This is a genomic window from Corynebacterium sp. UMB10119B, assembly GCF_030228125.1.
Lineage (GTDB): Bacteria > Actinomycetota > Actinomycetes > Mycobacteriales > Mycobacteriaceae > Corynebacterium > Corynebacterium pseudogenitalium.
On sequence record NZ_JASPBG010000004.1, the window covers coordinates 1 to 19,402 of the forward strand.

Annotated in this window: 18 protein-coding genes and 3 pseudogenes; 11 read left to right on the forward strand and 10 right to left on the reverse strand. The window is 60.1% G+C overall.

Translation table 11 applies throughout. The features are described from left to right. The 3 genes and pseudogenes from QP802_RS04960 to QP802_RS04970 form a co-directional block, all read right to left on the reverse strand. Nucleotides 1-365 (reverse strand): IS1/IS1595 family N-terminal zinc-binding domain-containing protein (locus QP802_RS04960; RefSeq protein WP_479684161.1); only part of this gene is annotated, 365 nt, incomplete at its 3' end. Nucleotides 366-1,012: 647 nt separating this feature from the next. Continuing rightward, on the reverse strand, nt 1,013-1,405 hold the full coding sequence (locus QP802_RS04965; protein WP_284817710.1) for a hypothetical protein: 393 nt from the start codon (nt 1,403-1,405) through the stop codon (nt 1,013-1,015). A gap of 501 nt (nt 1,406-1,906) precedes the next feature. Then, nucleotides 1,907-2,083, reverse strand: a pseudogene (locus QP802_RS04970) (ATP-binding protein); the annotation flags it as partial. 105 nt (nt 2,084-2,188) lie between these two features. On the opposite strand from QP802_RS04970, the gene QP802_RS04975 reads away from it, so the two are divergent. The 6 genes from QP802_RS04975 (at nt 2,189) to QP802_RS05000 (ending at nt 8,387) form a co-directional block, all read left to right on the forward strand. Then, the gene (locus QP802_RS04975; protein WP_256060354.1) at nt 2,189-2,533 is read left to right on the forward strand and encodes a hypothetical protein; all 345 of its coding nucleotides are present in this window, start codon (nt 2,189-2,191) and stop codon (nt 2,531-2,533) included. 359 nt (nt 2,534-2,892) lie between these two features. Further along, on the forward strand, nt 2,893-3,336 hold the full coding sequence (locus QP802_RS04980) for a hypothetical protein (RefSeq protein ID WP_256060353.1): 444 nt from the start codon (nt 2,893-2,895) through the stop codon (nt 3,334-3,336). Nucleotides 3,337-3,999: 663 nt separating this feature from the next. After that, complete coding sequence (locus QP802_RS04985) at nt 4,000-4,602, forward strand: hypothetical protein (RefSeq protein ID WP_284817711.1); 603 nt, start codon at nt 4,000-4,002, stop codon at nt 4,600-4,602. Continuing rightward, entirely contained in the window at nt 4,602-5,600 is a 999-nt protein-coding gene (locus QP802_RS04990; RefSeq protein WP_284817712.1) for a S66 family peptidase, read from the forward strand. Before QP802_RS04985 ends, QP802_RS04990 begins: the two co-directional genes overlap by 1 nt. A gap of 9 nt (nt 5,601-5,609) precedes the next feature. Beyond that, a complete protein-coding gene (locus QP802_RS04995; RefSeq protein WP_284817713.1) occupies nt 5,610-7,076 on the forward strand; it encodes an MFS transporter in 1,467 nt (488 codons plus the stop codon). Further along, nucleotides 7,077-8,387, forward strand: coding sequence for a copper oxidase (locus tag QP802_RS05000; protein ID WP_284817714.1), 1,311 nt, complete (start codon nt 7,077-7,079; stop codon nt 8,385-8,387). Between the two features lie 10 nt (nt 8,388-8,397). On the opposite strand, the gene QP802_RS05005 is transcribed toward QP802_RS05000, so the two are convergent. After that, nucleotides 8,398-9,702 carry a multicopper oxidase domain-containing protein gene (locus tag QP802_RS05005; protein ID WP_284817715.1) on the reverse strand — a complete coding sequence of 435 codons (1,305 nt, stop codon included), beginning with the start codon at nt 9,700-9,702 and terminating at the stop codon, nt 8,398-8,400. Between the two features lie 127 nt (nt 9,703-9,829). Between QP802_RS05005 and QP802_RS05010 the strand changes: the two genes are divergently transcribed. From QP802_RS05010 to QP802_RS05020, 3 genes are read left to right on the forward strand one after another with little or no spacing between them, the layout of a single operon-like run. Continuing rightward, entirely contained in the window at nt 9,830-10,666 is an 837-nt protein-coding gene (locus QP802_RS05010) for a hypothetical protein (protein WP_145945282.1), read from the forward strand. Nucleotides 10,667-10,722: 56 nt separating this feature from the next. Beyond that, nucleotides 10,723-11,379 (forward strand): helix-turn-helix transcriptional regulator, encoded by a 657-nt coding sequence (locus QP802_RS05015; protein ID WP_284817716.1) that lies wholly within the window; start codon nt 10,723-10,725, stop codon nt 11,377-11,379. Further along, complete coding sequence (locus QP802_RS05020) at nt 11,361-12,074, forward strand: helix-turn-helix transcriptional regulator (RefSeq protein WP_284817717.1); 714 nt, start codon at nt 11,361-11,363, stop codon at nt 12,072-12,074. The genes QP802_RS05015 and QP802_RS05020 overlap by 19 nt, the downstream gene beginning before the upstream one ends. On the opposite strand, the gene QP802_RS05025 is transcribed toward QP802_RS05020, so the two are convergent. From QP802_RS05025 to QP802_RS05040, 4 genes are all read right to left on the reverse strand, one after another. Then, nucleotides 12,046-13,206: a globin domain-containing protein gene (locus tag QP802_RS05025; RefSeq protein ID WP_256008374.1), complete on the reverse strand. Its 1,161-nt coding sequence runs from the start codon at nt 13,204-13,206 to the stop codon at nt 12,046-12,048. The two genes, QP802_RS05020 and QP802_RS05025, sit on opposite strands and share 29 nt — an antisense overlap. A 23-nt stretch (nt 13,207-13,229) precedes the next feature. Continuing rightward, a complete protein-coding gene (locus tag QP802_RS05030) occupies nt 13,230-13,712 on the reverse strand; it encodes a hypothetical protein (RefSeq protein ID WP_284817718.1) in 483 nt (160 codons plus the stop codon). 4 nt (nt 13,713-13,716) lie between these two features. Beyond that, nucleotides 13,717-13,929 carry a helix-turn-helix transcriptional regulator gene (locus QP802_RS05035; RefSeq protein WP_038587567.1) on the reverse strand — a complete coding sequence of 71 codons (213 nt, stop codon included), beginning with the start codon at nt 13,927-13,929 and terminating at the stop codon, nt 13,717-13,719. Between the two features lie 231 nt (nt 13,930-14,160). Continuing rightward, entirely contained in the window at nt 14,161-15,588 is a 1,428-nt protein-coding gene (locus QP802_RS05040) for an ATP-binding protein (protein ID WP_284817719.1), read from the reverse strand. Nucleotides 15,589-15,663: 75 nt separating this feature from the next. Between QP802_RS05040 and QP802_RS05045 the strand changes: the two are divergent. Together QP802_RS05045 and QP802_RS05050 are read left to right on the forward strand one after the other, a co-directional pair. Continuing rightward, nucleotides 15,664-16,905: pseudogene (locus QP802_RS05045) on the forward strand (glutaminase); the annotation flags it as partial. Between the two features lie 36 nt (nt 16,906-16,941). Beyond that, nucleotides 16,942-17,319: pseudogene (locus QP802_RS05050) on the forward strand (SRPBCC domain-containing protein); the annotation flags it as partial. Nucleotides 17,320-17,869: 550 nt separating this feature from the next. Here QP802_RS05050 and QP802_RS05055 read toward each other — a convergent pair. Both QP802_RS05055 and QP802_RS05060 read right to left on the reverse strand, forming a co-directional pair. Then, complete coding sequence (locus QP802_RS05055; protein ID WP_256022094.1) at nt 17,870-18,577, reverse strand: maleylpyruvate isomerase family mycothiol-dependent enzyme; 708 nt, start codon at nt 18,575-18,577, stop codon at nt 17,870-17,872. Further along, complete coding sequence (locus tag QP802_RS05060; RefSeq protein WP_256022092.1) at nt 18,577-19,398, reverse strand: fumarylacetoacetate hydrolase family protein; 822 nt, start codon at nt 19,396-19,398, stop codon at nt 18,577-18,579. Before QP802_RS05060 ends, QP802_RS05055 begins: the two co-directional genes overlap by 1 nt. Nucleotides 19,399-19,402 lie beyond the last annotated feature (4 nt).

Sequence of the window (19,402 nt, forward strand, 5' to 3'; positions counted from 1 at the left end):
TTGGCGTAGTCGTAGGCGGTTTCTCGTGTGCACCAGTGCCAGGCGACGACGTGCTCGCTGGTTGCAGCGACAAGCAGACATTTTTTGTGGAAGTAGGTGCCATCAATAAAAAGCTGGTCGTAGACGCGGTACGGGTCCGGTTTGCACGGGACGATGATGAACCAAAAGTAGGTGAACCAGCGGATGAGTGTGCGCCTGGAGACGTTGTGCGCAGCAGCGACAGCGTCGAGGGGACGCTGGTTGGTGATCCAGTCAATGAAGATGGCAAACCGATATGCGCTGGTCTTGGCTGAGTTGGGATTGGTGAAGGTGTGCCCGCAGTCTGTGCAGCGCCATCGCTGTTTTCCGCTGGATGTGGTGCCCATTTTTGTGGCGGTGTGTTCGCATGCCGGGCATAGGGGCCTGTTGTGTTTTCTCTTTCTGTGTTGAGTTGGCATGCAGCTGGTTTAACAGTCTGCTGTCATAGCACATCCAACGCCTGAAGTGGTGGACCTTCCGGTCTACGGCAGGGAATCCCGATTCAACGAGCACTGTCCCGCCGTAGGCCCAGGCAGGACCTGGAATCCATATCCAAAAAAGCACACATTTTGTCGCTTAACCCCTGCCTCCAGAGTGCCAGTGACAAAAGACGCAACCCAATTTGGTACGTCCATTTAAAGTGCCAGGTTATAAAAGTGCTAGATAATTAGCGATGTCACATTTGTCACTCGCGTCAGTTCCCTGTGCACCACAATCCCGGTTTCCAACAAACCTGCGTGGCGTTTCCCCAGGTCGCGAAAACACCCACCCGGAATTTGGTGCGTTGGGAGTGAGTGGAAAAGGATAACATTAGCGACGATGCTCGGGGCCGCTCGTTTCGAGAGGTATTTCACTATGGACGAAGAGGACGTCGATAAGGCGGATTATGAGAGGCAGTTGAGGCTGTTTTGGGCGTGCTCGCAGGAGATGAACTGGTTAGTTAGCTTCACGCAAAGAGCGAACAGTGGCTCAAGAGAGTTACGTGAACCCTCCGTTACTTCGGCCGTGACATAAACGACGAGAAATTAACAGTGCTGATAAAACGTCGAGGCCACTCCTCGTCGTCGGTCAAAAGCATGTCCTCCCACAAACGTGACACGGCTGCCCCGGGCTCAATAGGCTCATCGATCGTCCCTAACGCGGTGGAATAGCTATACATATTCCATTCATCCTCGTTAACCGGTTCATCACTTTGTGCCTGGAGATCATGGAGCAAGTTCTGTTTCACAACGGGATCCGACTCATCAACCTCCACATCAGCGACCAGATAGACGGTCGTGAACTGCTTTACGCGCTCCACTCGTTCAAGGTAGCGTTGATAGCACCGAGGCAAATCCCTTTCCTTTGCAAGGAAATAGGTCTTGGTCAGGGTAATTTCGCTGGACATTACTTGGGGTTCCAATTCGTGTCATAGGCACCCGAAGGGCGTTTCTGCATCCTGGGCAAACGCACTGCCAGGGGTAGCGAGAGCCAAAACAGCACCAAAAATCAATACTGAACGGGTTTTTCTTGCAAGCTTTTAATCGACATCTTTAGCCCCCTTACTGTTGGATCTGTACTTCGCTTATGACAGTAAATGGAAAGTGCTTTCAAGTCTATGGAACTTTCGTTCAGTATTTACAACTAAGAAGATTGCGCAAACGCGTAGGCGTGAAAGCCCAAGCGATCACTTCTCGTCGCGCACAAAACTCCACCAGTGGAAGCAAGAAAACAGTTCCGAAAAAGAACCTAGCCTTTATTCAGGCCATTCTTCGAGTTGGGTTTGTCGGATGCGGTTTGTTGGTACCGGTGTTCCAGGAACGCGGTACCGGCCTATTCCGGGTAGTTGGTACTGGTCCGGGTCAAGCACCAAGCATGCGATGCCCGACCCGGACTAAGTGTTGTGCGCTTACGCGTCGGGGTCTACCGGAGCGGTAGCCTTGCGCATATCAAAGTCTCCGATCCGGATTCGGTAACCGTTGTTGAGTCGGCTGACCAACGAATCCGCCCGAACCCTGTCCGGAAGATCGGCAACCCAATAGGCGGCCGCTGACTGCGACGAAATCACTGTTGGCAGTCGGCCCTCAGTTATCGTGACGAATGTACTATTGGTTGACCTTTCCAGTAAGGGTTACGAGATTGGTGGCAATAAGTGCGTGTTTTTAGGTCTTTAGTTGTAGTAGCGACCGCTATGGCTGCCTGTTCTTCCCCGGCTGCCATGGCGGTTGGGGGGAGTTCTGGTTTGGAAACGGATGCTTACTCGGTTGTGGAGTTATCCGAAGGTGAGTCCATTTCGATCCCCGAGGGTTATGCGGCTGGAGTGGTGGAAGAAGATTCTTCTAGCCAGATGTTCCGTTCAGCTAACACTGCCCCATCGTGTGTTGAAGCGAAAATGGAAAAGGCTGCTGTCCAGGTGTATAACAATTGCGACGCGCCTATGAGAATCAAAGTTGTTATGACTTCTGTTACGTCTCCTATTTTGGGTTCTAAAGATACTTCTTGCGAACAGGTTTCCCTCATAGTAGGAAAAATGTGAAGTGGGTTGTTCGTGGACTAGATAAGATAGACAGGGTAGAACTTTGCTAAGAAATATTTCTAAAACCTCCAAGTGGATTATTTCTATTCCGGTTGCTTTTCACTACTGTTCGTTAGCCCAGCTCCAGCTTTTTCGGCTGCGAAAAAATGAACTGGGCATGTACACAGTGAAGTGCCAAGTGGTAAAGAATGAATCGGGAAACCCAATAGTAGGGTTGGTTTACGGCAATCATCCGAAAGATCCTACAAAGGCGCAGAAAGATGCGGATTTGTATACGAACAAATTCGGAAAAAATGTGTATAAAAGGCACTGCTACCCTCAGCCTAAGTATACAAATTCTGGAGCTTTCACTGTAGACGGTGATCCGATTTAATATGTCGGGCGAAACTCTTCTTTTTACAACTTACTTCCTCGCTCGAGAGTCTGACCTTGAACAATTCCATAAACAGTATTTAAAAAGAGTGGATAAGGCTCGAGAGATCACACAGATACTCTATGTAACTGACGAAATTACACATGGGGGAGACGAAGTAATTCGCGAAGTCATGATGCAAGATTTCCGTAGGGATATGCGAGACTTTGGCACTTACCCTTTTGATGAATCTGAATGGGGTTTGTATAGCCTTTCATGTGTGGCTAAAGACGTTGACGAACCCGCCATGGAAGGAGCTAGTGTCTCTCGACTATGGCGTGATTTGGCATTAGGTGAAGAGACAATACCTAGGGAATTTACCAGTCATGTAAAAGCCGTTAATGTGTCGAGCGATGGTAGAGCGCTCCCTCTGGGATCTATTTGTGCTTGATTATGATCCAGAAATTCAACGGAATATCCATATGATAAATGCCGTCACCTCTTGATTAAGGTGTCAGCGTGTAGTCTGGACGATTAGGCTAATCACTGGTGCACATATCCGGTGCTTCATTTCTGGTACTAAGTCGCTTCGCGAAGCACCAATGGCCAAAGTTTTTGACAGGCGAGCAGACGCGCGTATCGCGCGATTTAGAGACTCCCACGGCATTGGTGGGAAGCCAGGTGCGAAAAATAGCCAGAGAAGATCCTCGCAAGTCCTGGATTGCTTCACCATAGGGTTTCCTGTGTATCAGGATCCCCTTTCGTGGCTAGCTTCTGCGGCATCCTCCCCAGATCGCTGATTCTTGGTGAAGGAATTTGGCACTTGGTCAGGGAGCCAGTGACAAAAGACGCAACCCAATTTGGTCCGTGCATTTAAAGTGCCAGGTTATAAAAGTGCTAGATAATTATCGATGTCAGATTTGTCACTCGCGTCAGTTCCCTGTGCACCAGATTCCGGGTTTTCAACAAACCAGCGTGACGTTTCGCCAGGTCGCGAAAACACCCATCCGGGATTTGGTGCAAAGCGCCTAACGAGGGGTCCACACCGTATATCAGCAGCGCACACCTAGTAAGGTGAACTGGAATACTGTTGTACATCTCTGAAGGAACCCCCATGACGAACCCGTACCAGTCAAATGAGAGTCACCCCGGCACCGACGAGTGGGCAGCTCAGCAACCTCAGCAGCAGTACCAGCAGCCGTACTACCAACAGCCCTATCAGCCGCAGCAGCAGAAGAGCAATACTGGCCTGGTGGTGGCGCTGTCGGTGTTGGGGACGTTGTTGCTGCTCGGGATCGCGGGTGCGGTGGCGTTTTTGTTCGTGCGGTCCGACGGGGCGAATGGCGAGCAACAGGATCCGGTGATTGTGACGGAGGTTGAGACGGTCACCCCAGAAAGCCAGAACAACCAGAACAACCAGAACAACCAGAACAACCAGAACAACCAGGGCAGCAAGCCTAATGTGAACCGGCGTGAGCCGATGGGGTCGAGTGCGGGGTTCTCGAACGCGACGGCGGAGACCGGGAATACGTCGTCGGAGTTCGCGGGCAATGTGTTGGCTGTGTTTAATGAGCGGGCTGCGGCCACTGGTGAGTTCCCGGGGTCGTTGAGTGTGTATAGCCCGGTGACGGGGCAGACGTACACGATGTCGTGCTGGCCGGCGGGTGGGGGAGCCCGGTGCCAGGGCGGTAATAACGCGTCGGTGTATTTGTACTAATGGCGTTGTATCCTCGCCCGTTGTCGGTGGGCGATCATGTGCGTGTGGTGGCTCCGGCGCGTTCGTTGGCGTATGTGGAGCAGGGCTCGGCGGGTCGTTTTGTGGCTGAGTTGGCCACGCGGCGCCTGGAGCAGCTTGGCCTGTCGGTGAGTTTTGGGGCGAATGTGCGGGTCTCGGATATGTTTTGGTCTGCGCCGGGCAAGTTGCGGGCTGAGGATCTTATCGACGCCTACTCCGACCCTTCTGTTGACGGCATCATGAGCGTGATCGGCGGCTTCACGAGTAACGAGATTCTGCCTCACCTGGACTTTGATGTGATTGCGGAGCACCCGAAGTTCCTGTGTGGGAATTCGGATGTGTCGGCGTTGGCGAACGCGGTGTATGCGAAGACGGGCCAGGTGGTGTACGTGGGGCCGCACTGGTCGACGTTGGGGATGCGCGATTTCGGTGAGGTGACCCGTGACGCGTTTGTGCAGGCGGCGTTTACGGACGGGCCGATTGTGTGGGAGCCGGGGGACTGGTACACGGACGATGACTGGTTTATTAACCAGGACGGTCGGGTGCAGGAGCCGGATGATGGCTGGTGGGTGATCCAGGAGGGCCGCGCGGAGGGGGTTGCGCTCGGGTCGAATTTGGGCACGTTGGGGTTGTTGTCGGGCACGGAGTTCATGCCGTCCCTGAACGATGCGGTGTTGTTTGCGGAGGTGACGGGGAAGTACACCGTGATGGATTTCCGGCGTGAGCTGGTGTCGTTGTTGCAGGCCCCGGATGGTCACGGGATTGAGGGTTTGGTGATTGGGCGTTTCCAGACCGCGAGCCGTGTCACGAGGGTGATGGTGGAGGAGATGGTGGCGTCGATACCTGAGTTGAGGGGGAAGCCGGTGGTGGCGAACGCTTCGTTTGGGCACACGAACCCGTTGTTGACGTTCCCGGTCGGCGGGCGTGTGGATGTTTCGGTGGAGGGGGGAGAGGCGTCGATTAGTTTTCCTAGAGTGTAGTTTGTCCCTATGACTGATTCGACGCCGGGTCAACGTTGGACCTTCTTTGCAGTGATTTCGCTCGGTCTGCTGATGATCGGGCTGGACAATTCAATTCTGTATACGGCGTTGCCGGAGCTCAACGAGCAGCTGCACACCACCCCGACCCAGGGCTTGTGGATTATTAACGCCTACCCGCTGGTGCTGGCGGGGCTGCTGCTGGGCACGGGCACGCTGGGGGACAAGCTGGGCCACCGCCTGATGTTCATCGTTGGGCTGGTGGTGTTCGGGGTGGCGTCGTTGGCGGCGGCGTTTGCGCCGTCGGCGTGGCTGCTCGTGGGTGCGCGCGGGCTGCTCGGCATGGGTGCCGCGGTGATGATGCCGGCGACGCTCGCGCTGATTCGCCTTACGTTCCCGGACGAGCGGGAGCGCAACACCGCGATCGGCATTTGGGGGTCGGTGGCCGTGGTGGGTGCGGCGCTGGGCCCGCTGGTCGGTGGCGCGCTGCTGGAGGCGTTCTGGTGGGGCTCCGTCTTCCTGATCAACGTGCCGATTGTGCTCATCGCGCTGGCCCTGACGTTCTGGCTGGCCCCGGAGAACATGCCGAACCCGGCGAAGCACTGGGACCTTATCTCCTCGGTGTACGCACTGTTCGCGCTGTCGGGCCTGACCATGGCTATCAAAGAATTGGCGAACCCGAATTCCGGCTGGTCCCTGTTCGTGGTGGCGGTGGTGCTGTGCGTCGTCGGCGCGGTGTTGTTCGTGCGCCGCCAGGGGAAGCTGGCGGACCCGCTGCTCACCTTCGACATTTTCAAGTCGCGGATGTTCACCGGCGGCGTCGTCGCAGCAGCCGGCGGCATGTTCTTCATGGCCGGCGCCGAGCTGATGACCATGCAGAAGCTCCAGCTTGTCGACGGCTTCTCCCCCCTCCACGCCGGCGCCACCATCATCGCGATGGCGGCGGCCGCGATTCCGGCGTCGACACTTGGGGGTGCCTACCTGCACAAGATTGGCTTCCTGCCGCTGATCGGCGGCGGCTTCCTGGGCGCGGCTGCGGGTGCCGCTGCCCTGATCTGGGGTTCGGACGCGGGCAGCCTCGGCATCGAGATTGCGGCGCTGGCCGTGATGGGCTTCTCGGCGGGCTCGGTGATGAGCGTGTCCTCCATCGCGATTATCGGCGCCGCGCCCCTGCACCGCTCCGGCATGGCGGCGGGCGTCGAGGAGGTCTCCTACGAGTTCGGCACCCTGGTCACCGTCGCGGTGACTGGCTCGTTGCTGCCGATGTGGATGGTGCGCAACCTCCCCGCCGAGCTGCAGCCCATCGGCATGGACGCAATTTACGACGCCTCCACCAACGCGCTTGCCGCCCCCGCCTACGCCGGGGCGTACCACAATGTGCTTGTGATGATCGCCTGCTCGGCCCTGGTCTTTGGTGCGGTGACCTGGTGGTGCTTCCGCGATAACCCGAAGTCGGGTGACGCGAAGGTGGCGGTGTAAATGAGCGCACGCAGCTGGCACCGGAAGGCGTCCAAGCCGGTGAGCATCTGGATGTGGGTGTTCATCTTGATCGGGCTCACCCACACGCTGTTCCCTGAACCGGCGTGGCTGCTGATTCACATTTTCACGCTCGGTATCGTGGCGAACTCGATCGTGCTGTGGAGCGTGAACCTGACCGAGCGTTTCCTGCAGCAGCGCCTTCCCGAGGAGGCGCGCCCGGCCCAATTGCGGCGCACCTGGGTCCTCAACGCCGGCGTCGTGTTGGTGCTGGTGGGCCAGGTCTTGGCCAGCTGGTGGGAACAGCACTGGCTGGTCACCTGGGCCGGCGGGTTGCTGGTCGCAGGTGCGGTGCTGTGGCACGCGGTGGTACTCGCCCGGCTGGTGCGTGATGCCGGCCCGGAGAAGCGGCACCGGCCCGCCGCGGTCGGGTACGTGGCGTCGGCCACTTGCCTGCTGTTCGGGGTGTGCTTTGGTGCGTCGCTGTCGATGGGCCTGCCCGGCACCTGGCAGGAGCAGATCCGCCAGGCGCACCTGTTCGCAAACGTCGCGGGCTTTGTGGGCCTGGCCGCGATGTCGAGCCTGAGCGTGCTGTTCCCAACGATGTGGCGGATTAACGGCATGCGCGACCGAACCCGCGCGGCGATCTGGGGCGCGGTGGCCGGGATTGCGTGCGCGGTTACCGGCGCGCTGCTGGGAATTTCGCAGGTGGTTGCGGTTGGCGCGTTCGTCTACGTCGGCGCGTGGCTGTGGCTCTTCCAGGGGTTCCTGGTGAACGTCATCGACGTCCTGCGCGACCCACGCGACCGCATCACCTACCCGGGCCTGTCCGTCTTCGTAGCGATGTTCTGGCTGATCGGCACGATGCTCTGGTACGCCGTGGGCCTGGTGCGGACCGTCCCGGAGATCCCCACGCTGGCCCTCCTGCTCGGCTTCGTGGCGCCCCTGCTGATCGGCACCATGAGCTACCTGCTGCCCACCACGATGGGCGGCGGGCCGAAGGCGGTGCGCGCCGGGCTGCTGGAACTGTCCCGGGGCACCTACTTCCGGGTCGTGCTGTACAACCTCGCGCTAACGGTGTGGCTGCTGACGGAGCAGTCCTGGCTGCGAGTGGTGATGAGCCTGCTCGTGTTCGCCGTGCTGGTGGCGTACCTGCCGCTGCTGCGCAGGGCAGTGAAAGCACAGGTGGCGGTGCTGCGAGGGCAGCGCGAGGCCCCGGTGGCGGGCGCCCACGTGGAGCGCCCCGCTGGGCAGTCCGCCCTGGCGCTGGCGCTAGTGGCCACGATTGTGGCGGCCTTCGGCGGGATTGCCTGAGCCCGGTCACCTAGGGGGTGACCACGAACTGGCCGCGCTGTCCCTTTTCGGCGTCGGTCATCTGGTGGTTCACGAAGGTGTAGGTGCCGGGTTCATCGAAGGTCATCTCGACGAACCCACCCTGGGCGGCGAGGAGCCCAAGCGCCTGTGAACCGGTGTCAGTGGCGTTTCGGACCTGGTACTGGCCTTCCTTGAATACGGTGTCGAAGATTTCGCCGACCACGTGGAAGCTCAGGGGGTTGTCGGGGCCGACGTTGAAGATCCACACACGGACGGTATCGCCGTCGCGGGCCGGAATCGGCCGCTGCTGGTACTGGTTGGGGTAGCCGTTGAACGCGGTGAGATCGTAGAGCCCGGCGGCGACTCGCTCGGGGTCGGCGCCGTCCTCGCCGAGGAAGACCTCGTGTGAGAGGAGGACGTATTCGGCGTCGACAGGCGCGAGGTCCGGTGGGTCGATGACGACGGCGCCGAACATGCCGTTGGCGATGTGCAAGCTCATCGGCATGGTGGCGCAGTGGTACATCCAGATCCCGTAGCGGCGGGCCTCGAACTCGTACGTGAGCGATTCACCCGGAGCGATCTGGGCCATATTTGTATCGGGGTTGACCTCACCCGCGTGGAAGTCGATGGAGTGCTCCATTGTGCCGTCGTTGACGATGGTGATGCGGAACAGGTCGCCGACGCGCCCGCGCAGTACGGGACCTGGCATTTTTCCGTCGAAGGTCCAGACGGGTTGGGTGACGCCGGGCGCGACTTGGCGCTCGCCTTCGGTGACGTGCCAGGTGTGCTCGTGGACAGCCACATCGGGCGCGGGAGGCAGCGCCGGATCACGGTAGACCAGGCCGTCGTCAGGCCCATCCGCGGCGACTACCGGTCTGGGCGCTACGCTCGGTGAAGTGCTCGGGCTCGCCGACCCGACCACGACATCGAACACCATGCCCATCGCCTTGTGCCCGGCGATCGTGCACCAGCCCTGCGTGGACTCGGTGAAGACGCCGAAGTCGTGGACGACGGTGTCGCCAGGGTCGATGCGGCCTGTGTACTCGTTGCCCAGCTTGAGGTCGTGCTGCTGGTCGTCGGAGTTGGTGATGGTGAGGATGAGGCGGGTACCGGAGGGGACGTCGATACGATTCGGCGTGAAGGCCATGCCTTGGATGTCGACGTCGAGCGTGGTGGCACCGCTGGTGTCGAGTGGTTCCGGGCCGCGATCGTCGCCTGCGGTCGAGCTCAGCGCGCTGAACGCCACCACGAGCGCCACGAATACGGCGATGATGGCCCACGCCAGGCCGTCGGAGGTCTGCCCTTTTTTATTCACGGTCTCGATCGTAATAAATATGGTTCGAAATAGGGAAAGCTCGGCACCCATAGAAAAACCCTCGGGGGAACACAGAGTCTATGTCTGTGACCCAGATCCGAGGGACTACGTTGGCTACAATAGCACAATGACGTATCCAGTGCAGCCGCCTACAGGGCGCCACCACCTGTTATGGGGGTCTATTCCACCTGCTCGGATGGCGACATTTCTATCACACACGTCTCATCATTGCGCCGATGAGGCGCTTGAACTTTATGTATGGAATCGCGATTTGTCCATGGCCTTTATGGCCGATTTAGCGGTCCTCGAAGTTGCGTTACGTGAGGCTATTCATGCTGTTCTGACCGAGAAATGGGGCGTGCAGTGGTATCAGGAAATGCCTTTGGACGACCGGTCGCGAACGGCTTTGGCTAGTGCTTGGGAACGTCTGCCTGCTCACGTGAGATTGAACTCGGAACGTGGGGATTTACCAGGGAGACTAGTGGCCAACTGCATGTTTGGCTTCTGGACGAATCTGTTTGATAAAGGCGGTTATACCGGCCGAGGTCCTTGGCGCAGAAAGGTTGACAATGAGCGGAACTGGCCAGTTCTAGCAAAAGCATTCCCCGGCGGCAGGCGAGAAGCTGCACGTCAGCGGGATGAGCATCCTGAAAAGGCGAGAGCGATAACTTTTTCTCGTGTGTGGGTTCATCAGTTGTGCCAAGAGATTAATGAACTTCGAAACCGTGTTGCGCATCATGAACCGTTACTGAATGGTGTCCCACTTCGTGGACAAACGCATCGAAATGAAAAAAGAAGGAGAACAGTTGAGGAGGCATTCGCGCAAATCTTGTCCCTCGCCCGCATGATTGACACTGACCTGGCTACGTGGTTGGTGGCCAATAGTGAAGTACCAGGTGTTATGGCGAGAAAGTGCGAAATAACCTCTTCGTCACGTTCTTTCAATAAATACGGCCTGGAATAGGGAAAACCGGCGATTTCGGTTTAAGCTGGTAAAGAGCTCTGACCGAAGGAGGCCACGTGAATTCGGCGACCCCGCCTCAACCGACGACGGACCTGATGGACCGCGCCGCCGAGTTGAGCGTGAAGCAGCGCGAGGTGCTTGATCGCCTAGCTTTGCACCCGCATGGGGCGCAGGTCGGCGACCTTGCCAAGGAGATGGGGATGCACCCCAACACGATCCGCGGGCATTTGGATGAGTTGTTGGCGCGGGATTTGGTGCAGGTCACCACGGCTCCGAGCGAGGGCCGTGGCCGCCCGAGCAACATTTTCCACACCCGCACCCCGAAGCACGCAGCCGTCACCCGTGAGTACATCGGCCTGGTCAGGACGATGGCGGAGTGCCTCACGGAGGGCGATGAGGAGAAGGCGAGGGAGATTGGTCGCCTGTGGGCCCGCCAGACGCACGACAGCCGCGAGATGCAGTCGGATGCCTCCGGTGCGTCCCAGCTCAACGCCCTGATCGCGATCCTGCGGGACCTCGGCTTCGATCCCTCCTACCCAAACCAGTCCGGCAACATTGGCCTCAACGCATGCCCGTTCACGACGGTGGGCGTCAGCGCGCCAAGTTCGGTCATCTGTGCCCTGCACGCCGGCTACCTGGATGAACTCAGCGGCGGCATCGTGCACAAGCTGCTGCCGTATAGTCGCCCGTCGCAGTGCGAGATCGAACTATGACTATCGACGACGCCGCCGTCCCCCTGCCCACCGCGGAACTGATGCGCCGCGCCGCCGAACTGAGCCCGAAGCAACGCGAGGTCCTCGATGCGCTCGATTCTTTCCCGGACGGCGCCCTGCTCAGCGAGTTGGGCAAGGAGCTTGGCATCCACGTCAACACCGCGCGCGGCCATGTCGATGAGCTGGCCGAACGGGGCTTGGTGGGCTGGCGCGTCGCCAGCCGCTCCACCCGCGGACGCCCCTCGCACGTGTACCACGTGCGCACCCCGCAGCATCACGCGGTGATGGACGAGTACGTCACCCTCGTCGAGACGCTCACGGAGACGCTGGCCGGTGACGACCTGAACGCCGCCCGCGACTTCGGGCGCGCGTGGGCGCAGCGCAACGCGGACCGCTTCGGCGAACCACCCGAGGACTTCGAGGAGCTCGCCACCGCGGTGCTGCGCTCCCTGCGTGAGATGGGCTTCGACCCCCTCGTCCGCGAGGCCGACGGCGACACCTCTGTGGAGGTCGGCCTGCAGGCCTGCCCGTTCGTCGCCGCCGACGGCACCCCGCCCGCAGCCACGATTTGCGCACTGCACCAGGGGTTTATCGACGCCACCATCGGCCCCCACCACCTCGACTTCATGCCGTTCGACGCGCCGGGGCAGTGCGGGGCCCGGCTGGTTAACCGATCAGCCAGTCGTTCGGACTAAACAGCTCGAAGTACACGTTCGCCGGGTTCAACTCGGCCAGGTCGTCGCGGATGGACTGCAGGAAGCCCTCGCCGCCGCACAGGTACACATCCGCGCCGGAAACGTCCAGGTCAGCGACGTTGAGGCGCTGGCCCTCGGTACGGAAGTAGGGGTGCAGGGAGGCGTCGTCAAGCTTGTCGACGAGCATCCGCATCTCATCCTCCTGAGCCCACGACTGCTGTGATTCGTCGACGTGCGCGACCGTGACCTTGCGTGACGAGCCTTCCGCCGCGAGATGCCCCAAGATGCCGGTCATCGGCGTGGATCCGATGCCGGAGGAGATGAGCACCACCGGGTTCGTGCCGGGCTGCAATACCAGGTCGCCGGCGGCGAGCGTGGCGTCGACGGTGTCGCCGACGTTGACGTGGTCGCGCAGGAACGTGGACACTTCGCCCTCGGTCTCCACGGCGATGCGGTAGTGGGAGGCGTCGCCTTCGATGATGGAGTACTGGCGCAGCTGGCGCGCGCCGTCCGGCAGCTTCACGCCGACCGACGTGTACTGGCCCGGGCGCGGCGCGGTGAAGTCGCCTTCCAGGGCGTAGGCGTAGACGGTGTCGCTGAGCTGGGTTTTCTCCGTGACGGTGGCGGTGCGGAACACGTCGCCTGCCTCCACGCCATCCGATTCGTAGAGCTTGCCTTCGTGCTTGATCAGGACGTCGGCCATCAGCCAGTACACCTTGTCCCAGGCCTCGGCGACTTCTGGGGTGACGGCGTCACCAAGCACCTCGACGATGGCGGCCATCAGGTTGTCGTGCACGATCTGGTACTGGTCCGCCGTGATGCCCAGCGAGACGTGCTTGTGCGCGATGCGGTCCAGCATCATCACTGGGTCCGGTGCCTCGGGGTCCACCAGCTGCGTGGCGAACGTCGCCACCGACGCCGCTAGCGCCTTCTGCTGCGCGCCCTGCTTCTGGTTGCCGCGGTTGAACGTGTCGGCGATGAGCTCGGGGTGGGCGGTGAACATCTTGTTGTAGAAGGTCTTCGTGATCGTCTGGATGTTCGCGCCTACCGGCGGGAGCGTCGCCTTGATGATCTCGGCGTGCTCGTCGCTCAGGTAGGCCTGTTTCGGGTTCGGTTTCTCGTCAATGAACATAAACACGAATATACTCGTGTTTATTAATCCTCAAGATTTTGGTCCAGTCGCTCTTCGTCGCTGCGGCGCCGCGAGCGCTGCCAGCGCGGGGCGAAGATTGCGGCTGCGGCACCGCCGACGATCACGCCGATGACCATGCCGATACTGCCGCTCGGGTCACTGTCGAAGTCGTTAAAAGCGATTCCGGCTAAGGCGATCGCGAGGAAGATCCAGATGGGCAGGGTGGACAGCGTGAAAATCTTGGGCGGGCGGGGCCGCGGGGCGTAGTTCTGCATCCACAGCGCGCCGGCGGTTTGTGCGAGCGTGCCGGGCAACAGCGCGAGCAGTGAGTAGATGGCCACACCACTTGGCAGGACCCAGGCGAGGATCGCCATGATGAACGTGGTGGTGTACATCAGCGTCTCCGAGGTCACGGTGCTGGACTGGTGGAGGATCTGCTGCTGGTATTCGTCGTCGGTGCCCTGGTTTGCCAGGGCGACCTTCTTGTCGCCGTACTGCTTCAACATGGGGTTATCCTTCCTGTTCGTCGCCGAAGAGGGCTTCAACGGTCTTGCCGAGGGTGTGTGCGATGTCGAGTGCGAGGTGGACGGAGGGGGAGTAGTTGCCTTTTTCGATGTTGGCGATGGTCTGGCGGGACACTCCCACCTGTGTGGCGAGCTCGGCCTGGGAGAGTTCCTGCCACCGCCGCCACTTGCGGACCATGTTTTCGTGTGTGTCTGGCATCAGCGCTCCTTTCTGCTTTGTAAGCGCCTACGACAAACAATAAACTAAACACTCCACTATGTAAAGGAAACTAGACAAAGAGGAAAGAGTGGGCGTCGCTAAGCATGAAGCTCTAGACTGTCGCGCATGCCTGCGCCAGTGCCTGCGTATCTCGATAAGATCCTTGACCTCGTCCGCCATACCACCCAACATCCCACATGTGGGATGTTATGTGGGATGTTATGTGGGATGTTATGTTGCGCGGTAGCGCTGGCGGGGGCTCTTATGCGGCTCTGTTCGCTCCGCCTCTCCGGCGTCTACCAGGCGATTGAGTGCGTTTTGGACCGCTGTTCGGCTCAGCTGCGTCTCCGTTACGAGCTCGGTCGTGGACCAGGACTCCTTCGTGGCAAGGAGATCTTTCACTTGGTCGATGGCCGTCCCATGCCGCTCTGCAGCGATGATTCTGCGTTTGTGGAAGGTGATTGTGAAGTGCGTGAGCGAGTTCGCGTACGTCGGTGGGGGCATGAGCGCTTTGGCAAGTGCTTGTTCGATCACGGCGATTCCGGAGCCACGGTTTTCCGCGACGGGTCCGCCGTCGTCAAAACGCAGCTCCTCCAGGAACGTAGAAAGCCGCTGGTTGCGTGAGTTGCTGACCCCTGCGTCTCCGAGGTTTTCCGTGGTGACGCCACCGTAGAGGCCCCCAGGATTCGTGATCTCCAGACGGTCGGCGAACATCATAATCTGGACCTGGCCTCCGCGTGCGGCAGGGGAGTAGTCGCGGTGCATGACAGCATTGACGAGCGCCTCACGCACAGCCTCCACTGGGTAGTCCGGCATGTCTTTCCTGTACACATCACCGATGACGCTTGCGGTGCGCATGTTTTTCTTCACGAGTTCGACGCCTGCTTCGACCATTTCGGGGATCGTGCCGGTGAGCGTCGCGTTGTCCAGGAACCGAATTCCTTCCGCGACCTCCCCGATCTCAGTGCCTGGTAGAAGGGTAAACGTAATGGTCAGGCGTGGGAAGAACTGCTGCGGGTACTCGCCCATGGTGAGAAGCGCAGCGAGTGTGGGGTGCTCGCCATCGAGGATGCGGAGCCGCTGCATTGCCGTCACATCACCTTGCTTGAAGGTGCGCGGCCGCAGTGATTTCTGATGGGAGAGGTAGGGGGTGAGCAGGTCGGTATCCAGGTCGCCAGGGGAGGCGTCTGCAACTGGCTCCTCATCCCACGTTGGTTGGGTGCGTTCCTCGAGCAGACGATCGATTTCGTAGGACTCGAGGCGCCGCTCGCCCTCGCCGGTGCGAGTGAAGCTGCCCTTGTACATCCCCCGTTCCTTGACGTAGCAGGGCTGCTCGCGCGGAGGAAGGGCGGGCACCTCGACGACTACAATCGCCGATCCCTCGAACGGCACCGGTGTGACAAGCGGCCGAAGCACTGGTGAGAGCTGGTCACAGCGCGACGCGACCGCATCTTGGGCGCGATGCGCATCGAACCCATCAATCGGGGTGAAGGAGGCGTCTTCGCTTAAGCCGATGAGAATGACTCCGCCCTGCGTATTGGCAAATGCAGAGAGCGTCTCCAGAATGCTCTTCCCGACGTTCGATTTCACCTCAACTCGCGGTGTCTCACCGACCAACCGCAGATCTGCGACGATCTTCGATAACTCTTCTGCCTGCATGAACCCAACATACCACCCAACATCCCACATGTGGGATGTTATGTGGGATGTTATGTGGGAAGTAAGCTGGTCGGCATGCCAACTCCAGTGCCCGCGTACCTCGATAAGATCCTTGACCTCGTCCGCGACGACGACGCCGGCGAGCCCGCCAACTACATCGAGTCGCTGCGCACCGCCGACCCAAACAAGCTCGGCCTCGCCGTGTGCACCACGTCGGGCCACCTGTACTCCGTCGGCGACGACAGCTACGAGTTTTCCATCCAGTCGATCTCGAAGCCGTTCGTGTACGCCCTCGCGCTCGAGGAGCTCGGCGCGCAGGAGGTGCACAAGGTTGTGGGGGTTGAGCCCTCGGGGGAGGCCTTCAACGCCATCTCACTTGACGACGCCACTAACCGGCCCTCAAACCCCATGATCAATGCGGGCGCCATCGCCGTGAACCAGCTCATCAACGGGGCGGATTCGAGTGTCGAAGACCGCGTCGAGAAGATTCGGTCCTTCTTTTCCCGCCTTGCGGGCCGCGAGCTGCGCATCGACCAAAACATCCTCGACGACGAACTGGCCACCGCGCACCGCAACCTGTCCATCGCGCACCTGCTTCGGGAGTTTGGCATGGTCCAAGACCAGGCCCACGACGCCGTGAACTCGTATACGCAGCAGTGCTCCATCCTGGTCACCGTCCGCGACCTCGCCGTGATGGCCGCGACCTTGGCCAACGGCGGCGTCCAGCCGATCACCGGCGAGCGCATCATGTCTGCGAAAGCTAGCCGGGTGACGCAGGCCGTGATGACGTCCGCCGGCATGTACGACGGCTCCGGCCGCTGGATGGTCAACGTGGGCATCCCCGCCAAGTCGGGCGTGGCCGGTGGGCTGATCGGCACGATGCCGGGGCAGCTCGGTATCGCCTCGCTGAGCCCGCGCCTGGACAAGCAGGGCAACTCGGTCCGCGGCGTGAAGATCTTCCGCGAGCTTTCCGAATCCCTCGGCCTCAACCTGATGAGCGCCGACTACTACGCGGCGCCAGGAATCCGGACGGTGGATCGTCGAGAAGCGAAGACCGTCGTGCAGCTCCAGGGCATGATCAACTTCACCGCCGCCGAGAAAATCCTCCACGACCTCGGCGAATACCGCCTCGCCGGCAACCGCCTGGTGCTCGACGTCTCCCACGTCACCTCCTTCAACAAGGCCGGGCGCCTGCTGATTAAAGAAGGCATCAAGCAGATCCGCGACCAAGGTTTCGACGTCTCCATCTACGACCCCGATGGCGCCATGCCCGACTACGAGTTCTCCGACGGCACCAAATTCCGCGCCGTCAAAGACTTCTCCACCTCCTTCGAGGTCCCGGCGAGCCGCACCGAAGTCTTCCGCGCCATCACCAGGCCGCAGGAGTGGTGGGACGAAACCATCGAGGGCTCCGCCGACACCGCCGGCGGCGAGTTCCACTTCCAAAACGACGACCAATTCGCCGAGCTCTACGTCTCCGAAGCCGAGCAGGGCGACCGCCTCGTCTGGCGCGTCGAGCCCACCGGCAACCTGCTCGAGGACCCCGAGTGGGACGACACCGACATCATCTTCGAGCTTGAAGACGCCCCCGACGGCGACACCCGCGTCAAATTCACCCACCGCGGCATGCACCCGCACGAGGAAGGCTACGAGGAGGCCGCCGCCGACTGGAAGGCGCGTCTCCGCGACAAGTTGGAGCCGCTCATCAAGCGCGAGAGCAAATCGGAGTAGTTTTTCTTGCCTTTCTGAATGCTCCAGTGACAAAGGACGCAACCCAAAACATCTAGCACATTTGCTGCCAGGCATTTTGAATGGCTAGACAGAATGTGGTTGCGTCCTTTGTCACTCGCTCCGGCTGGGGTGACACCAAATTCCCTCCCGCGCTCCCGCCGACCTGGGATTTTCCGAACCGGTCTTCCAGAACCAAGGAATTTGGTGCGCCCGCTGGCCCTTCGTGAAAAATGTTGGGGCCTTTTCGGAAGTTACGGTAGAACACTTTAAACGTGACAGCGAGCGCCACGAGACGATGCTCGATCGGTCTGGCTGAGAGCGCAATCGCTCATATCCCGGGGAACGCTGTATGACATTTTTGAGCTTTAAAACTTTGTGGACCAAGACATCCACGGTCTTTTTTAACCTCGTGTAACAGAGCGTCTGATCTGCTCAAGAGCTGCCCCATCAAAGTTGAATCCTGATATTGCTACGCGTTAGAAGCAAAGAAAGCACCATCGTCTTCACCAGATCTCCACGGTGCAAGCGATGGTGCTCTGTGCTTTGGCTGCTAGAGCCAGCGGGGCGCTTCAACGTCGGTGTCGACGCCTGACGTGCCGCGACCGGCAGCCCACCGAACAAGCCCGGCGAGCGTGCCACGGACTTCAGTGGTCGCGGTCTCGGTCACGGCAACGCGTTGGCCGGTGTCGGTCGCGATGAGGACCAGGTCCTCACCAAGGCCACCGGCGCGCCATTTTCCTGGTATTTCCTCAAGCAGGGTGGACAGGATGACCTCAGGGATATCGCTGAATGTCGCGCGCACATCGAGGTCAACGGCGTGGATCCAGACCTCGCGCGTGCGCATCCATAGCGTTTCGGACGCGGGCACGGTGCGGCCCTGCGCGGTTTTCACTTCGGCGGACCAGGCTGCCTCGGTGGCGTCGCGCCAGGCAGCGTCCAGGCGGGCCACGGTGTGATCGTGGAGGTTGCGAAGTGCGTCGGGAAGCAGTGTTGCGCCGTGCTCAATTTCTTCGCCACGTGCTTGTGGGGACTCGTACATGGGGGTCTCTTCGCCAGTCTCCGCCCAGTGCATGAGGTTGCACAGTGCAGCCGCGTTGTACGCGACGTGGGCGACGATGTGGGAACGAGTCCAGCCTTCGAGTAATGATGGCGTCGAAAAGTCTTCGTTGTTGAGCAACGCGACCTGCCCGCTGTAGTGGGCGGTGCCGCGTCGGGTGAGCGTCAGGCGCTCTTCCAGGGACAGGTCGTGGAAGCTCATTACTCGAACACCGTCCGGTTCGCGATGCGACCCAGGCCTTCGATCTCGACGGTGACCGTGTCGCCGTCGCCGATGTAACGCTTCGGGTCGCGGGCATGGCCGACGCCACCTGGAGTGCCGGTGATGATGACATCGCCGGCGTCGAGCGGGTAGATGTGCGAAATGTACTCGATGAGGGCCTCTGGGTTGAAGACCAAGTCATCAGTTGGGGTGGACTGGACTTTTTCGTCGTTGAGGTACGTTGCCAGCTCGCCGCCGAAGGTGAAATCGTCGCGGGTGGTCAGCCACGGGCCAAAGCCGGCGGACTTCTCCAGGGACTTACCCTGGTGCCACTGCAAGGTGGCGTACTGATAGTCGCGCTGAGTGTAGTCGTTCATCACCGCGTAGCCAGCGATGTACTCTGCGGCGTCTTCCTTCTTCACGCGGCGGGCACGCTTGCCAAGCACTACCGCCAATTCGCCTTCCCAGTCGAGCGCCTTATTGCCCCACTCTGGGACGTTGACATCGTCGTATGGGCCGATCAGGGCGTCCGCGAATTTCACGAACAGCGTTGGAACCTTCGGTAGGTCGCGGCCCATTTCCTTGATGTGGTTGGCGTAGTTCAAACCGACGCAGACGATCTTGCGCGGGCGTGGGACGACGGCGTCGAGATCTTTGTTCTCGAACGTGACCTCTTCACCTTCGGCCGCAGCGAGCTCTTCCCAGTTGTCCTGCTGCAGCAGTTCAGAAAGGTCTTTGTAGTTCAGCTTCACTGCCGTATTGTTGCTGGTCAGGCGTGCGGCGGTGGTTCCTTCGTTGGTGCGGAGCGTAATCAGTCGCATTGTA

Bases quoted from the DNA above. Each gene is read 5' to 3' on its own strand.
- QP802_RS04995 (WP_284817713.1), top strand. From the start codon at position 5,610: ATGACTGATTCGACGCCGGGTCAACGTTGGACCTTCTTTGCAGTGATT.
- QP802_RS05035 (WP_038587567.1), bottom strand. From the start codon at position 13,929: ATGCCAGACACACACGAAAACATGGTCCGCAAGTGGCGGCGGTGGCAG.
- QP802_RS04965 (WP_284817710.1), bottom strand. From the start codon at position 1,405: ATGTCCAGCGAAATTACCCTGACCAAGACCTATTTCCTTGCAAAGGAA.
- QP802_RS05060 (WP_256022092.1), bottom strand. From the start codon at position 19,398: ATGCGACTGATTACGCTCCGCACCAACGAAGGAACCACCGCCGCACGC.
- QP802_RS05030 (WP_284817718.1), bottom strand. From the start codon at position 13,712: ATGTTGAAGCAGTACGGCGACAAGAAGGTCGCCCTGGCAAACCAGGGC.
- QP802_RS04985 (WP_284817711.1), top strand. From the start codon at position 4,000: ATGACGAACCCGTACCAGTCAAATGAGAGTCACCCCGGCACCGACGAG.
- QP802_RS04975 (WP_256060354.1), top strand. From the start codon at position 2,189: ATGGCTGCCTGTTCTTCCCCGGCTGCCATGGCGGTTGGGGGGAGTTCT.
- QP802_RS05055 (WP_256022094.1), bottom strand. From the start codon at position 18,577: ATGAGCTTCCACGACCTGTCCCTGGAAGAGCGCCTGACGCTCACCCGA.
- QP802_RS05040 (WP_284817719.1), bottom strand. From the start codon at position 15,588: ATGCAGGCAGAAGAGTTATCGAAGATCGTCGCAGATCTGCGGTTGGTC.
- QP802_RS05025 (WP_256008374.1), bottom strand. From the start codon at position 13,206: ATGTTCATTGACGAGAAACCGAACCCGAAACAGGCCTACCTGAGCGAC.
- QP802_RS04990 (WP_284817712.1), top strand. From the start codon at position 4,602: ATGGCGTTGTATCCTCGCCCGTTGTCGGTGGGCGATCATGTGCGTGTG.
- QP802_RS05010 (WP_145945282.1), top strand. From the start codon at position 9,830: ATGACGTATCCAGTGCAGCCGCCTACAGGGCGCCACCACCTGTTATGG.
- QP802_RS05000 (WP_284817714.1), top strand. From the start codon at position 7,077: ATGAGCGCACGCAGCTGGCACCGGAAGGCGTCCAAGCCGGTGAGCATC.